General features: G+C 65.5%; 14 protein-coding genes. 10 read left to right on the top strand and 4 right to left on the bottom strand.

What is annotated here, in order from left to right; translation table 11 throughout:
• Positions 1-22: 22 nt before the first annotated feature.
• Positions 23-787: a CPBP family intramembrane glutamic endopeptidase gene (locus BDOA9_RS25260; RefSeq protein ID WP_025036745.1), complete on the top strand. Its 765-nt coding sequence runs from the start codon at positions 23-25 to the stop codon at positions 785-787.
• A gap of 129 nt (positions 788-916) precedes the next feature.
• Here BDOA9_RS25260 and BDOA9_RS25255 read toward each other — a convergent pair whose 3' ends face one another.
• The gene (locus BDOA9_RS25255; RefSeq protein ID WP_025036744.1) at positions 917-1,840 is read right to left on the bottom strand and encodes an AEC family transporter; all 924 of its coding nucleotides are present in this window, start codon (positions 1,838-1,840) and stop codon (positions 917-919) included.
• Positions 1,841-1,844: 4 nt separating this feature from the next.
• On the bottom strand, positions 1,845-2,330 hold the full coding sequence (gene ruvX / locus BDOA9_RS25250; protein ID WP_025036743.1) for a Holliday junction resolvase RuvX: 486 nt from the start codon (positions 2,328-2,330) through the stop codon (positions 1,845-1,847).
• 47 nt (positions 2,331-2,377) lie between these two features.
• Here ruvX and BDOA9_RS25245 point away from each other — a divergent pair, with 47 nt between their 5' ends.
• Positions 2,378-2,593 (top strand): hypothetical protein, encoded by a 216-nt coding sequence (locus tag BDOA9_RS25245; RefSeq protein ID WP_025036742.1) that lies wholly within the window; start codon positions 2,378-2,380, stop codon positions 2,591-2,593.
• Here BDOA9_RS25245 and BDOA9_RS25240 read toward each other — a convergent pair.
• A complete protein-coding gene (locus tag BDOA9_RS25240) occupies positions 2,580-3,470 on the bottom strand; it encodes a LysR family transcriptional regulator (RefSeq protein WP_025036741.1) in 891 nt (296 codons plus the stop codon). The two genes, BDOA9_RS25245 and BDOA9_RS25240, sit on opposite strands and share 14 nt — an antisense overlap.
• 96 nt (positions 3,471-3,566) lie before the next feature.
• Between BDOA9_RS25240 and BDOA9_RS25235 the strand changes: the two genes are divergently transcribed.
• The 8 genes from BDOA9_RS25235 (at position 3,567) to BDOA9_RS25200 (ending at position 11,372) form a co-directional block, all read left to right on the top strand.
• Positions 3,567-4,544, top strand: a complete 978-nt coding sequence (locus tag BDOA9_RS25235; RefSeq protein WP_025036740.1) for an NAD(P)H-dependent flavin oxidoreductase — start codon at positions 3,567-3,569, stop codon at positions 4,542-4,544.
• A 184-nt stretch (positions 4,545-4,728) separates the two neighbouring features.
• Positions 4,729-5,805, top strand: a complete 1,077-nt coding sequence (locus BDOA9_RS25230; protein ID WP_025036739.1) for an NAD(P)H-dependent flavin oxidoreductase — start codon at positions 4,729-4,731, stop codon at positions 5,803-5,805.
• Between the two features lie 90 nt (positions 5,806-5,895).
• Positions 5,896-6,183: an Asp-tRNA(Asn)/Glu-tRNA(Gln) amidotransferase subunit GatC gene (gene gatC, locus BDOA9_RS25225; RefSeq protein WP_025036738.1), complete on the top strand. Its 288-nt coding sequence runs from the start codon at positions 5,896-5,898 to the stop codon at positions 6,181-6,183.
• A gap of 14 nt (positions 6,184-6,197) precedes the next feature.
• Positions 6,198-6,422, top strand: a complete 225-nt coding sequence (locus BDOA9_RS25220; RefSeq protein ID WP_025036737.1) for a hypothetical protein — start codon at positions 6,198-6,200, stop codon at positions 6,420-6,422.
• Positions 6,419-7,894 (top strand): Asp-tRNA(Asn)/Glu-tRNA(Gln) amidotransferase subunit GatA, encoded by a 1,476-nt coding sequence (gene gatA, locus BDOA9_RS25215; protein WP_025036736.1) that lies wholly within the window; start codon positions 6,419-6,421, stop codon positions 7,892-7,894. The genes BDOA9_RS25220 and gatA overlap by 4 nt, the downstream gene beginning before the upstream one ends.
• On the top strand, positions 7,885-8,187 hold the full coding sequence (locus tag BDOA9_RS25210) for a hypothetical protein (RefSeq protein ID WP_025036735.1): 303 nt from the start codon (positions 7,885-7,887) through the stop codon (positions 8,185-8,187). Before gatA ends, BDOA9_RS25210 begins: the two co-directional genes overlap by 10 nt.
• A complete protein-coding gene (gene gatB, locus BDOA9_RS25205; RefSeq protein ID WP_025036734.1) occupies positions 8,184-9,662 on the top strand; it encodes an Asp-tRNA(Asn)/Glu-tRNA(Gln) amidotransferase subunit GatB in 1,479 nt (492 codons plus the stop codon). The genes BDOA9_RS25210 and gatB overlap by 4 nt, the downstream gene beginning before the upstream one ends.
• A gap of 1,443 nt (positions 9,663-11,105) precedes the next feature.
• A complete protein-coding gene (locus tag BDOA9_RS25200; protein WP_025036733.1) occupies positions 11,106-11,372 on the top strand; it encodes a hypothetical protein in 267 nt (88 codons plus the stop codon).
• 47 nt (positions 11,373-11,419) lie between these two features.
• On the opposite strand, the gene BDOA9_RS25195 is transcribed toward BDOA9_RS25200, so the two are convergent.
• The gene (locus BDOA9_RS25195) at positions 11,420-13,495 is read right to left on the bottom strand and encodes an O-linked N-acetylglucosamine transferase, SPINDLY family protein (protein WP_152033459.1); all 2,076 of its coding nucleotides are present in this window, start codon (positions 13,493-13,495) and stop codon (positions 11,420-11,422) included.
• Positions 13,496-13,765 lie beyond the last annotated feature (270 nt).

Below are 13,765 nucleotides of genomic sequence, written 5' to 3'. Positions count from 1 at the left end.
CTCTCCCAAAGAAAGCCTCCTGATGGACTCCCTCAATCCCGATCATCCGCCGCTGACCGAGACGCCGACGACGCCGCGCGTCTGGAAGTTCTGGGGCACGGCGCTGTGGGGCCTCTTCATCTTCGTCGCGATGTTCGTCGGGCAGATCGGTGCCGTAATTGTGCTGGCGGCGCTGCGCGGCCTTCCCATGGACCTCGCCTCGCTTCAGCTCGTCGGCCGTGAACCCCAGACGCTCGCGCTCTCGGTCATCATGGGGCTGCCGGCGACGCTGCTTGCGGTCTGGCTCGCCATTCGCATCAAGAAGGCGTCCTTCGTCGATTATCTCGCGCTGCATTGGCCGTCCTGGAAGCAGCTGCTGCTCGGCATCGTCGGCCTCATCCTGATCGTGCTGGTCTGGGAGACGATGTCCCGCGCACTGGGCCGCGAGGCGACGCCCGGCTTCATGACCGATCTGTTGAAATCGGGCCGCGACAAGGGCGCGGCGCTGCTGCTGCTGGCTGCCTTCGCGGTGGCGGCGCCGATGTCGGAAGAGGTGCTGGCGCGGGGCTTCCTCTATCGCGGCTGGTCGGAAAGCTTCCTGCGCGCGCCCGGCGCCGTCCTGCTGTCCTCGCTGGTGTGGACGATCGTGCACCTGCAATACGACTTGTACTTCCTGGCGGAGGTCTTCTGCATCGGCCTGTGGTTCGGCTACATGCGCTACCGCACCAATTCGCTGTGGCTCACGATCGCGCTGCACGCGCTGAACAACCTCACCGCGGTGGTGCTGACGATGTGGCTGGGGAGCTAGAGCCTTCACACTTCGTCATTGCGAGGAGCCCTTGCGACGAAGCAATCCAGAGTGTCTCCGCGGAGGGATTCTGGATTGCTTCGCTGCGCTCGCAATGACGGCGGAGAGAGTTGCGCTCGTAATGACGAGCTAAGCCACCAGCGCGATCGCGATCGGCATCGTGATCGCTGCCAAAATCGTCTGCAGCGTGATGATCTGTGCGAGCAGCGGCGCGTCGCCGCCCATCTGGCGGGCCAGCACATAGGCGCTGGGCGAGGTCGGCACCGCCGCGCAGATCGCGACGATCGCAAGGCTGTTGCCCGACAGGCCGAACCAGGCGGCCAGCACCAGTGCGAGCACGGGCATCAGGACCAGCTTGAACGCCACGCCGATGGTTGCGGCGATGCTCGGACGCAGCAGACCCGCGAGCTGCAATCCCGCGCCGGTGACGAGCAGGCCGATGGCGAGCGAGGAGCGGCCGAGCGCGTCCGCCACCTCGTGCCAGAGTCTTGGCAGCGGCAGATGGACGACATTGATGACGAGGCCGATGGCGCAGGCCCAGATCAGCGGATTGCGGATCACCGTCATGACGATGGCGCGCACCGACTGCTTTTCGGGCGCGGCATAGTGCGCCAGCACCGCGACGCTGAACACGTTGACCAGCGGAATGATCGCGACCATCGCTACCGACGCCAGCGCCAGCCCGACATCGCCGAACATGTTGGCGGAGACGGAGAGGGCGACATAGGTCTGCCAGCGCGTCGCGCCCTGGAAGATCGACGTGAAGGCGGGGCCGTCGATGCCGAGCCGGGACAGGGCCGGACGCAATGCGAGGCAGAGCAGCGACATCGCCAGCGCCGACAGCAGCAGCGCGCCGCCGACGCCGGCAACCGGAACTTTCGTGAGGTCCGCCTTCACCAGCGTCTGGATCAGCAGCATCGGAAACAGCACGAAATAGGTCAGCCGCTCCAGCCCGTGCCATTGCGTGTCGAGCCGCATCAGGCTGCGCTTCAGCACGACGCCGAGCACGATGAGGATGAAGACCGGCAGCAGCGCCGCGACGACGACGGCCATGGGATCAGCCGGGTCCCTTGCGCAGGTTTGCCAGGCGATCGAGCGCGCCTTGCAGGATGAAGATCGCGGCATGCTCGTCGATCACCTCGGCGCGCTTGGCGCGGCTGACGTCCATGCCGATCAGCTCGCGTTCGACCGCCGCGGTCGAGAGGCGCTCGTCCCAGAGGCCGATGGGCAGCGCCGTCAGTCCGGCCAGATTGCGCGCGAAGGCGCGGGTCGATTGTGCGCGCGGGCCCTCGCTGCCGTCCATGTTGATGGGCAGGCCGAGCACGAAGCCGACCACCTTGCGTTCGGTGGCGATCGCGAGCAGCCTGGCGGCGTCCTGCTTAAACTGCTTGCGCTGGATCGTTTCGACGCCGGTCGCCAGCCGCCGGTCCGGGTCGGAGACGGCGACGCCGATGGTCTTGGTGCCCAGGTCGAGCCCGACCAGCGCGCCGCGCGCGGGCCAATGGGTTGCAGCATCGATGAGAGGCAGGATAGGAGCCGGCATGGATTTAGCGCATATCACGCGTCGCGCTGCGGGGTGAACTGGTAACCATGGATGCACTGACACTATTCGGCCTGTTTGCCGTGACGGCGATGCTGGTCTGCTATGCCCTGGAGGATCGCAGCCACTGGTTCGTGCTGCTGTTCGCCGCGTCCTGCGCGCTCGGCTCGGCCTATGGCTTCCTGCAAGGCGCCTGGCCGTTCGGCCTCGTCGAGGCGATCTGGGCGCTGGTTGCGCTGCGGCGGTGGTCGATCAGGCTGCGATGACGTCCTCGTCCTTCTTCAGGCAGGCGGCAAAGCCGCTCAACGCGCTATATTGATGCCCAGCGCGGCGCTGGATGAAGACTGTCTCGACACGTGCATGTGACGGGCCCAGCGTATGCATGGCGACCGCGTCGCTCATCGCGCTGCGTTCCACGACGGTGCGCGGCAGCAGCGTCACGCCCATGTCGGCGGCGACGCAGCCGATCATGCCGTCGAGGGTACCGAGCTCGAAGCGCGCCGCCGACGGCCAGCCGAATTCGACGAAGATCTGTTCGAGCCGCTGGCGATAGGTGCAGCCGGTGCGGAACACCAGCGCGGTCGGGCCCGACTCCGGTGTGCCGGCGCGCAGCTCGGCGAGCGAAGCCCAGCGCCGCGCGCTCACCAACACCAGCTCTTCGCGGAACGCGCTCGTCGCGGTGAGGTCGTCATGCGTGATCGGTCCTGCGACGAAGGCGCCGTCGAGCGTGCCGTCGAGCACGAGGGCGACGAGCTCGGCGGTCGGCGCGGTGCGCAAGGACAGGCGCACGGCCGGGAAGCGGCGGTGGAAATCGGCGAGCAGCGGCGGCAGCCGCACCGCAGCCGTGGTCTCCATCGAGCCGATCGCGAGCGGGCCTTTCGGCTCGCCATCGTCGCGCGCGGCGAGCAAGGCTTCGCGCGACAGCGCCGCCATCTTCTGCGCATAGGGGAGGAGGCGCTTGCCGGCACCGGTCAGCGTCATGCCGCGCGAGTGCCGCTCGAACAGCGGCGTGCCGATCTCCGCCTCCAGCGCCTTGACGCGCTGGGTGACGTTCGACTGCACCGTGTTGAGCTCGTCGGCAGCGCGGGTAATGCCGCCGGTGCGGGCGACCGCGGCGAAGGTCTTGATATCGCTGAGTTCCATGGGTCGTTTCGCTTTTCAGATGGCAGCGTTCGCAACAATTCAATTTTCGAGAATGCTAGTCGCGCCTAATCTCGCTGTCCAGATCGGGGAGGAGCCATGCCGATGACGACGTCGCTAACCACGCTGCTGGGGATCGAGCATCCGATCCTGCTGGCGCCGATGGATGTCATTGCCGGCAGCCGTCTGGTCGCCGCGGTGAGCCGCGCCGGCGGGTTCGGCATTCTTGGCGGCGGCTATGGCGAGCGGGCGTGGCTGGAGCAGGAGACGGCGAAGCTTGCCGACCTCGGTGCACCGTTCGGGGTCGGATTCATCACCTGGAGCCTTGCTAGAAAGCCCGAGCTTCTCGATCTCGCGCTCGCTGCAAAACCAGATGCGATCATGTTATCGTTCGGCGATCCCGCGCCGTTCGCGCCCAAGATCAAGTCTGCCGGCGCGCGCCTGATCTGCCAGGTGCAGGACGAAGCGATGGCGCGGCAGGCGCTCGATGCCGGTGCCGACATCCTGATCGCGCAAGGAACGGAGGCGGGCGGTCATGGCGCTTCGCGCACCACCGTCGATCTCGTGCCGGCCATCGTCGATCTCGCCGCGGGGCGCGTTCCCGTGGTGGCGGCCGGCGGCCTCGCGGATGGGCGCGGCCTCGCTGCCATGATGATGCTGGGCGCGAGCGGCGTGCTGCTCGGCACGCGCTTCTATGCCAGCCAGGAGGCCGACGGTGCCGAGGAGGCCAAGCGACGCATCTGCGCGGCGAGCTCCGGTTCGACCGTGCGCGGCATCATCTTCGATCTCTCCCGCAACAATGTCTGGCCGGCGCCGTTCACGGGACGGTGCCTTGTCAACGATCATGCCAGGCGCTGGATCGGCCGTGAGGTCGAGCTGATGCAGAATGTCGCCGCAGTCGCGGCCGAGTATGCGGCCGCCAGGGCGTCGGGCAATTTCGACGTCGCCGCCGTGATCGCGGGAGAGGCGGTTGGGCTGATCCATGATATCCCACCGGCGGCCGAGATCGTCGAGCGGATTGCGGCGGAGGCGGAGCAGTTGCTCGCCGGGCGGAGAAACTCGGTGGCGGCAGCGTAGACTTCTTACCCTCCCCTGGAACGGGAGGATCGATCGCGCGAAGCGCGAGCGGGGTCGGGTGATAGTCTCTCCATTGAGGCGGTGCCCGTGTTGAGAGATCACCCCACCCCGCTTCGCATTTCGCTTCGCTACATGCGAACCGACCCTCCCCCTCCAGGGGAGGGCAAGAAAGAGAGAAACAACCATGTGGCCTGACCGTCGACTGATCGACCTGTTCAAGACCGAACTCCCGATCGTGCAGGCGCCGATGGCGGGCGCGATGGATGCGGAGCTGGTGATCGCGGCCGCGCAAGGCGGGGCGCTGGGGTCGCTGCCGTGTGCGATGATCTCGCCGGAGAAGGTGCGCGAGCAGGTCGGCCTGATCCGCCAGCGCGTCAAGGCGCCGGTCAATGTGAACTTCTTCTGCCACACGCCGGTCGAGCTGACGCGCGAAGCTGAGGCGCGCTGGAAGCAGCGGCTCTCAGGGTACTACGCCGAGTATGGTCTTGATCCCGCAGCGCCGATCGCGGCTGCGAACCGCGCGCCGTTCGATGCAACGTTCTGCGAGGTCGTCGAGGAGCTGAAGCCGGAGGTCGTCAGCTTCCATTTCGGCCTGCCGGAGCAAGCGCTGCTGAGGCGCGTCAAGGCGGCGGGCTGCCTCGTCCTCTCGTCCGCCACGACGGTGGAGGAGGCGGTCTGGCTGGAAGACCACGGCGTCGACGCCGTGATCGCGCAAGGTGCCGAGGCGGGCGGCCATCGCGGCATGTTCCTGACCGACAGGATCGCCGAGCAGCCCGGCACCTTCGCTCTGGTGCCGCAGGTCGCCGATGCCGTGAAGGTGCCGGTGATCGCAGCGGGCGGCATCGCCGACGGGCGCGGCATTGCCGCAGCCTTGGCGCTCGGCGCCTCGGGCGTGCAGATCGGCAGCGCCTATCTGCGCTGCCCGGAATCCAAGGTCAGCGCAGGCGGCCGCAAGGCGCTCACTGATGCGCGGGATGATTCCACCGTCATCACCAATGTCATGACCGGCCGGCCGGCGCGCGGGGTGCAGAACCGGCTGATGCGCGAGGCCGGCCCGATCTCGCCGGATGCGCCGCCGTTTCCCCACGCCGCGACGGCGCTGGGGCCGCTGAAGGCGGCTGCCGAAAAGCAGGGCAGGGTCGATTTCACCAATCTCTGGGCGGGACAGGCCGTTGCGCTCGGCCGAGAGCTCCCCGCCGCCGAATTGACCCGGGATCTCGCCAGATTGGCGCTGGGGCGCATGAAGGCCCTCGCCGGATAGGGGGAAGCGCCGGTTGCGGCGCAAAACCGGCCTCTGCTATACGGCACTCAGGTTTACCGTGCTGGGTTTTGCCGTAAGAGGCCTTATATAATGTCCGTCGACGCCGCTACCGTCCGCCGCATCGCGCATCTGGCGCGCATTGCGGTTTCCGAGGACGAGGTTCCGCATCTGCAGGGCGAGCTCAACGCCATGCTCGCCTTCGTCGAGCAGCTCTCGGAGGTCAATGTCGAGGGCGTGGAGCCGATGACCTCGGTCACCCCAATGCAGATGAAGAAGCGGCAGGACGTGGTCGATGACGGCGGGATCGCCGACGATATCGTGGCCAACGCGCCCGCGACCGAAGGTCACTTCTTCTTGGTGCCGAAGGTCGTTGAATAAACAGGTTAGGTCCGATGTGCCTGCTTTGCGACGATGAGAAGGCCTATCAGGCCTACATGAATTACCTCGACAAGATGGAGCGGCAGGGCAAGGCTGCCGATCCCAACGTCGCCGTCAATGCCGTGCTCGACGAGATCGAGGCGGCTGCGAAAGCCGCCGCCAAGAAAAACGTCATGCAAGACGACCCGGCCAACGACAAGACCCTGTCTCCGTTCTTCTGCAGCCCGATCAATAAATGACCGATTTGACATCGCTGACGCTCGCCGAGGCCCGCAAGGGTCTCGCGGCAAAAACGTTCACGTCGCTGGAGCTGACCGACGCGCATCTTTCCGCGATCGAAGCCGCGCGCGTGCTCAACGCCTTCGTGATGGAGACGCCCGATCGCGCGCGCGACATGGCCAAGGCCGTGGACGCGAAGATCGCCAAGGGTGAGGGCGGCCCGCTCGCCGGCATCCCGCTCGGCATCAAGGACCTGTTCGCGACCAAGGGCGTGCGCACCACGGCCTGCTCGAAGATCCTCGGCAATTTCGTGCCCACCTACGAGTCCACCGTCACCTCGCAGCTCTGGCGCGACGGCGCGGTGATGCTCGGCAAGCTCAACAATGACGAGTTCGCGATGGGCTCGGCCAACGAGACCTCGTGCTTCGGCCCGGTCGGCAATCCCTGGCGGCGCGAGGGCAGCAACACCACCTTGGTGCCGGGCGGCTCGTCCGGCGGCTCGGCCTCGGCCGTGGCGGCGCTGCTGTGCATGGGCGCGACCGCGACCGACACCGGCGGTTCGATCCGCCAGCCGGCGGCGTTCACCGCCACCGTCGGCATCAAGCCGACCTATGGCCGCTGCTCGCGCTGGGGCATCGTCGCCTTTGCCTCCTCGCTCGATCAGGCTGGCCCGATCGCCCGCAGCGTGCGCGATGCCGCGATGCTGCTGCGCTCGATGGCCGGGCACGATCCGAAGGACACGACCTCGGTCGATATCCCCGTGCCGGATTACGAGGCGGCGATCGGCAAATCCGTGAAGGGCATGAAGATCGGCATCCCCAGGGAATATCGTCTCGACGGCATGCCGGCCGAGATCGAAAAACTCTGGAGCGAGGGCGCGGCGTTGCTGAAGGCGGCGGGCGCCGAGCTGGTCGAGGTGTCGCTGCCGCACACCAAATACGCGCTGCCGGCCTATTACATCGTGGCGCCGGCGGAGGCCTCGTCGAATCTCGCGCGCTATGACGGCGTCCGCTACGGCCTGCGCGAGCAGGGCAAGACCATCATCGAGCTCTACGAGAACACCCGCGCCGAAGGCTTTGGCGCAGAGGTGCGCCGCCGCGTCATGATCGGCACCTATGTGCTCTCGGCCGGCTATTACGACGCCTATTATCTGCGCGCCCAGAAGGTGCGCACGCTGATCAAGAAGGACTTCGAGGATTGCTTCGCCAAGGGCGTCGACGCCATCCTCACCCCGGCGACGCCGTCGGCGGCCTTCGGTATCGGCGAGAAGGGCGGCGCCGATCCGGTCGAGATGTATCTCAATGACATCTTCACGGTGACGGTAAACATGGCGGGCCTTCCGGGCATCGCCGTGCCCGCCGGCAAGGACGCGCAGGGCCTGCCGCTCGGCCTGCAATTGATCGGCCGCCCGTTCGACGAGGAGACGCTGTTCTCGCTCGGCGAGGTGATCGAGCAGGCCGCCGGCCGCTTCACGCCCGCGAGGTGGTGGTGAATGTCGCCGATTTCATCGCGAGCATCAGTGGCGCGGCGCCCGCGCCGGACCTGAGCGCGCCGCTCGCCGGCCTCTGGTGGGCGGCGAAGGGCGACTGGGACCGCGCGCATGGAATCGTTCAGGACGAGAGCAACCGCGAGGCCGCCTGGGTGCATGCCTATTTGCACCGTGTCGAAGGCGATCTCGGCAATGCCGGCTATTGGTACCGCCAGGCCGGCCAGGTCGCGGCAAAGGATTCATTGGAAGCGGAGTGGGAGCGGATCGCTGCCACGCTGCTCGGGAGCAGGACATGAGCACGGCCACGCACAAGCTTCTCAAGGGCTCAACTGGTGACTGGGAGGTTGTCATCGGCATGGAGATCCACGCCCAGGTGACCTCCAATGCGAAACTATTCTCGGGTGCGTCCACCGCGTTCGGCGGCGAGCCGAACAGCCACGTCTCGCTGGTCGACGTCGCGATGCCGGGCATGCTCCCCGTCATCAACGAGGAATGCGTCAGGCAGGCTGTCCGGACCGGGCTTGGCCTCAACGCGAAGATCAACCTGCGCTCGGTGTTCGACCGCAAGAACTATTTCTATCCGGACCTGCCGCAGGGCTACCAGATCAGCCAGTACCAATCGCCCGTCGTCGGCGAGGGTGAGGTGATCATCGATCTCGACGGCGGCAAGACGGCCACCATCGGGATCGAGCGGCTGCATCTGGAGCAGGATCCCGGCAAGATGCTGCACGACCGGTCGCCGTCGCTCTCCTACATCGATTTCAACCGCTCCGGCGTGGCGCTGATGGAGATCGTCTCCAAGCCTGACATCCGCGACGCCGAGCAGGCCAAGGCCTATGTGACCAAGCTGCGCTCGATCATGCGCTACCTCGGCACCTGCGACGGCGACATGGAGAAGGGATCCTTGCGCGCCGACGTCAACGTCTCCGTGCGCAGGCCTGGCGCGCCGCTCGGCACTCGCTGCGAGATCAAGAACATGAACTCGATCGCCTTCATCGGCCAGGCGATCGAGTACGAAGCCCGGCGCCAGATCGAGATCCTCGAGGACGGAGGCGAGATCGAGCAGGAGACGCGCCGGTTCGATCCCAACAAGGGCGAGACGCGCTCGATGCGGTCGAAGGAAGAGGCGCACGACTATCGCTACTTCCCCGACCCCGACCTGTTGCCGCTGGAGTTCAGCCAGGACTTCGTCGACGCGCTGAAGGCGAAGCTGCCGGAGCTGCCGGACCAGAAGAAAGCGCGCTTCGTCGCCGATTTCGGCCTCTCGGCCTATGATGCGAGCGTGCTGGTCGCCGAGCGCGAGAGCGCGCTGTTCTACGAGACGGTGCTCGACAAGCTGGCGAGCCGCGCCCGCGACGGCAAGATGGCCGCGAACTGGGTGATCAACGAGCTGTTCGGCCGTCTCAACAAGGAAGGCCGGGACATTACGGCCTCGCCCGTCGATGCCGCGCAGCTGGCTGCGATCATCGACCTGATCGGCGAGGGCACGATCTCGGGCAAGATCGCCAAGGATCTGTTCGAGATCGTCTGGCAGGAGGGCGGCGATCCCCGCGCGCTGGTCGAAAGCCGCGGCATGAAGCAGGTCACGGATCTTTCGGCGATCGAAAAGGTGGTCGACGACATCATCGCGGCCAATCCGGACAAGGCGGCGCAGGTGAAGGACAAGCCGCAATCGCTTGGCTGGTTCGTCGGCCAGGTGATGAAGGCGTCCGGCGGCAAGGCCAACCCGCAGAGCGTCAACGACCTGCTCAAGTCCAAGCTCGGCGTCTGAGTCTTTCGCATTCGAACGAGGTGACGGATAAGTTCGTCGCCTCGTTTTCGTTCCTCGGTACGGCGCTCGCGCGCATCATCGACGGCATCATCATCTGCTCAGGGGCGCGCGGCGCACCGAATCGCGGCCTGCGCGATTCGCGCAAAACGGCGACTTGCGCAGGCTCTGACGAGCGCTTCCGCCGTTAAGCATGAAAATAATTTCGTTGCCAAAATTCGCGACTCAGAGTCCGCGACTCGCCCTCGCGGTGTGATCGCGCGCGGCGCAGCGCGCGTCGTCGCATCGATCACGTGTGATGTGCGTGCGCAGAATCTTGCTTGCTGCATAGGGTTTTCTTGCAATCGCGGTGCTTGCCGACGTCGATGTTGCGAGAAGCGTTTGCGATCGCGGACGCGTGTCTCTGCGTGTCGGCAAATCAGGCGCGGCTGGCGCACGCGCACTGCGCCGTCAACACTTCCTTAAGTCAGAAGATGTTTTTTTTGTCGTGTTGGTGTATTCGGAATGAGTGTGCACTCGATCCCCGAATGCATGCAGCGATTAAAGCCATCTCACACATCGGAGGGCAACATGGCCAAGAAAGCGAAGAAGGCGAAGAAGGCGAAGAGCGCAGTGAAGAAGACTGCGAAGAAGACCCGCAAGGTCGCGAAGAAGAAGAAGTAACTTCGCTTCTGAAGTTGCCGGCTCCAGATAGCCGGCACGTCATCAGCGCCTCCTTGAGGTTCTGGTCGACGATAGAGGGTGTCGGCGAGACATCAGGTCAACGGTCGGACCGTTCTCTTTCGCGGTCCGGCAGAAGAAACGAGTTTTCTTCGTTCGGTGCGGTTCTCCTCAAACGGGCTCCGCAATTTCACGAGCGGCCTTCGGGCCAAAGTGGAATCTGGTCCTGACGTGTTCGCCGACGCCCTCGTTCCCTTGAAGCCGGGGCATTGCCGGCATTCCTTTCCCCCCGACATTGCTGATCTGACCGCGTCGCGTCCGCGCCGGTTCTGTCATGCTGGCCTGATCGTTTTGCTTGGAGAGGCAAGGCGGGCTGCGGCGTGATTGCGCGCCGTTTCTCCCTGCGCGGGTGCCTTGGCGTAGCCGAGGTCGCAGGTGACGACCGTTGAAGGGAAGCAGCCACATGACCTGCGCCACCGCGCGCGATGGTTATCGATGTCCTGAAATCGCAGGGTAAACCGAATCTGACGAATGACAGAAGTGCCTGTAAATCAGGGACTTCTTGAATCTTGCCCGCACGGGCGGCGCGCTCGCGTTTACGTCTGCTTCATCGCGATACTTAAACTGCCATTCAAATTTGCCCGCCATCATCGCCCCCAACAAGCCGGCAAACGGCGATGGGGAAGAGTTGAACAGTGCACGATCCCGGGAAGGGTCAAGCACATCAGAGTTGGACGGGAGCCGCGCTCGGGGGACGAGGCGGCACAAGAACAAAGGGGATGCGTGATGTTTCAGGGTACTTTCGATCTGGAGACGGCAACACCGGTCGATGCGAGCGCGCTGTCGGACGTGCTGTTCGAGCGCGGGATCTATTGGGCGAGCGGTCGCTCCGGCATCGTCGATCTCGTCGCCGCACACAAATGGTTCAACCTCGCCGCGCTGAAGGGCCGCAAGGACGCCGTGGCGCTGCGCCAGGAAGTCGCCGGGCAGATGTCGGACGCCGAGATCTCGGTCGCGCAACGCGAGGCGAGGGCCTGGGTGGGTGCGCACTGAGCGGAACCGGACCTTGACCGGCCGGCGCCCATCGCGCCGAGGCGGCCTCAGGTCGCGGCTTGCACGGCAAACGAGGCCGGCGCTTCGCCGGCACAGTGCCTGCGCCAGATTTCGTCGAACGCCTTTTCGATATCCCGCGTCATGCGGACAGTATCGAAAAGCGGCCAACTGGTCCGGTGCGTCGCCAGCTTGCTCCTGAGCGCGACGCGAAGCTCGGAATCGTGCGCGATCCGAAGCGCCAAGGCCTCATATTCCTCCAGCGATCGCGCTACCTGCTCGGGAAGGCCGACGGCGTTCAGGAGACTGGCTGCAACGCGTCCGGCAAAGGTGGTCCCAAGGCACGTCAGGACCGGCAAGCCGGCCCAGAGGGCGTCGCTGGCGCCGGTGTGGGCGTTGTAAGGCAATGTGTCCAGGAACAGATCGGCGGCCTGGTGGCGCGCCAAATGCTCCTCAGCAGGGACGCGCGGAGCGAACACGATTCTCTCGGCGGCGATCCCCCGCGCAACGGCTTCGCGCTTCAGATTCTCCCTGGCGACCGGGTCTCCGTCCAGCAGCCAAAGGACGCTTCCGGGGGTCTTGTCGAGCAGCCGCATCCAGACGCCAAACAGCGGGGGCGTGATCTTGGGGCTTCTGTTGAACGCGCAATAGACGAACGCATCGTCCGGAAGTCCGACCCGGGCGCGGCTCGGAGGAGTTGACGGAAGCGGTCGCTTGGCGTCGGTCGCCTGGTAGCTGTTGGGAAGATAGATCACCTTCTCGGCGTAATGAGGCTGCTCTGCTTCGGGGATGACGATCCGGTCGGCCATGAGATAGTCGACATAGGGGGCGCCCATCGTGCCGGGAAAGCCGAGATAGCTGACCTGGACAGGAGCCGGCCGGCGCGCAATGATGTTCGGACGCGCACCGGCGGTGAAGCCGCCGAGATCGACGAGAACCTCGATCTCGAGCTGGCGGATCAGCCTGGCGACGTCCTCGTCGGCGAGATCGCTGACATCTTCAAAGCGTTCGAATGCGGCCTTCAGGCGGTTGCGCATCTGGCTGTCGTCGTCGGGCCCGCAGGAGATGGCGGTGACGTCGAAGCGCTCGCGGTCGTGCGCCTCGAAGACTCCGGCCATCAAATACGCGGTGGCATGACTGCGAAAATCGGCCGACATGTACGCGACCCGGAGCCGGGACGCCGGGCTCGGCGTTCCGGGCCTGGCGGCACCCCCGTCGGTGGCCACCTTGGCGACATAGGTCTTCGCGCAGGTCAGTTGGCGTGCAGGCGACGAGGAGACATGAAAGAAGGCGAAGGGGTCGATCGGCACGCCCGCCTCGACAGCCTCGTCCATGGCGGCCTGATCACGTTCGAAACTGCTCCAGTCGGCGCGCTTCCGCTTGAAAGCAACGAGGTTGCTCAGCGCAAACGGGAACGCCTTATCAAGTGCGACCGTTCGTTCCAGAGCCACGATCGCTTCGTCGTCTCGCCCCAACTGGCCAAGAACCTCAGATAACGCGAAATGGTTCTGTGGGTCGCCCGGTGCAAGCTCGATGGCGCGGCCATAGCTGTCACGCGCCTCCTCGAGCCGGCCAAGCTGCTGCAACGCGCTGCCGCGGTTGGCGAACGCGGCGCTCGACGGTGCGATCGCAATGGCACGATCAAACTCGGCTATGGCGTCGCGAAGCTGCTGCCGTGCAATGAGGATCGCTCCGCGATTGAGATGCGCGTCCGCGAAGTTCGGAGCCAGGGCGATCACTTTCGCAAGCCAGGCGAGCGCATCGTCCGGCTTGTTCAGCGCGCGCAGCACGTTGGCATAGTTGAAAAGAACGTCGGGATTGCCGGGGTCGACGCGTGCAGCCTTCTTCAGCAAAGGCTCGGCGTCCGCGAAATGGCCGCGCTGGGCGTGCAACAGCCCCAGCATGTGGAGCGCGACGGCATGCGTTCTGCTTCCCTTCAGGATGGTCGCGTAGGCACGTTCCGCTTCCGACAGATTGCCCGAACGGTGCGCCGCAATTGCCTGGTCCAGAATAGCTGACGGATGGAATGAGGAGGGCGCCGAGGCTCCCTTGTTGCGGCCTTGTTGCGACATGCGATGGGTTTCTCGACCCGGCGTAGGGGTCCGTGCTCGGGCGAAATGGTGCAAAAAACTCTAGTCACCTTTGCCGGGGAGAACAACGGCCGCGCCGCCTGCGCTTCATTCGCACGCTGCGGGCCCAGTTGCGCTGAAGTAAGTTCCTCCGTCACGCCGCGCCGAGAATGCGAAAGCATGAGCAACCAGGCGACGAATAGACGATGGCTGCCGATTCAGATCGCTCCCGCAAGGGCGGCGCCTGGTCCAACGTCTGGGCCGACGAGGCCGTGCTGATATCGCCCTCGCATTGGCGGGTCTGGCGATCCGGCATCGAGGTGGCTG

This window comes from Bradyrhizobium sp. DOA9 (genome assembly GCF_000617845.2).
Taxonomy (GTDB): Bacteria; Pseudomonadota; Alphaproteobacteria; order Rhizobiales; family Xanthobacteraceae; genus Bradyrhizobium.
The sequence above is the reverse complement of the archived record's forward strand: the minus strand, read 5'-3'. Positions and strand labels throughout refer to the sequence as shown.

Bases quoted from the DNA above. Each gene is read 5' to 3' on its own strand.
- BDOA9_RS25260 (WP_025036745.1), top strand. From the start codon at position 23: ATGGACTCCCTCAATCCCGATCATCCGCCGCTGACCGAGACGCCGACG.
- BDOA9_RS25255 (WP_025036744.1), bottom strand. From the start codon at position 1,840: ATGGCCGTCGTCGTCGCGGCGCTGCTGCCGGTCTTCATCCTCATCGTG.
- ruvX (WP_025036743.1), bottom strand. From the start codon at position 2,330: ATGCCGGCTCCTATCCTGCCTCTCATCGATGCTGCAACCCATTGGCCC.
- BDOA9_RS25245 (WP_025036742.1), top strand. From the start codon at position 2,378: ATGGATGCACTGACACTATTCGGCCTGTTTGCCGTGACGGCGATGCTG.
- BDOA9_RS25240 (WP_025036741.1), bottom strand. From the start codon at position 3,470: ATGGAACTCAGCGATATCAAGACCTTCGCCGCGGTCGCCCGCACCGGC.
- BDOA9_RS25235 (WP_025036740.1), top strand. From the start codon at position 3,567: ATGCCGATGACGACGTCGCTAACCACGCTGCTGGGGATCGAGCATCCG.
- BDOA9_RS25230 (WP_025036739.1), top strand. From the start codon at position 4,729: ATGTGGCCTGACCGTCGACTGATCGACCTGTTCAAGACCGAACTCCCG.
- gatC (WP_025036738.1), top strand. From the start codon at position 5,896: ATGTCCGTCGACGCCGCTACCGTCCGCCGCATCGCGCATCTGGCGCGC.
- BDOA9_RS25220 (WP_025036737.1), top strand. From the start codon at position 6,198: ATGTGCCTGCTTTGCGACGATGAGAAGGCCTATCAGGCCTACATGAAT.
- gatA (WP_025036736.1), top strand. From the start codon at position 6,419: ATGACCGATTTGACATCGCTGACGCTCGCCGAGGCCCGCAAGGGTCTC.
- gatB (WP_025036734.1), top strand. From the start codon at position 8,184: ATGAGCACGGCCACGCACAAGCTTCTCAAGGGCTCAACTGGTGACTGG.
- BDOA9_RS25200 (WP_025036733.1), top strand. From the start codon at position 11,106: ATGTTTCAGGGTACTTTCGATCTGGAGACGGCAACACCGGTCGATGCG.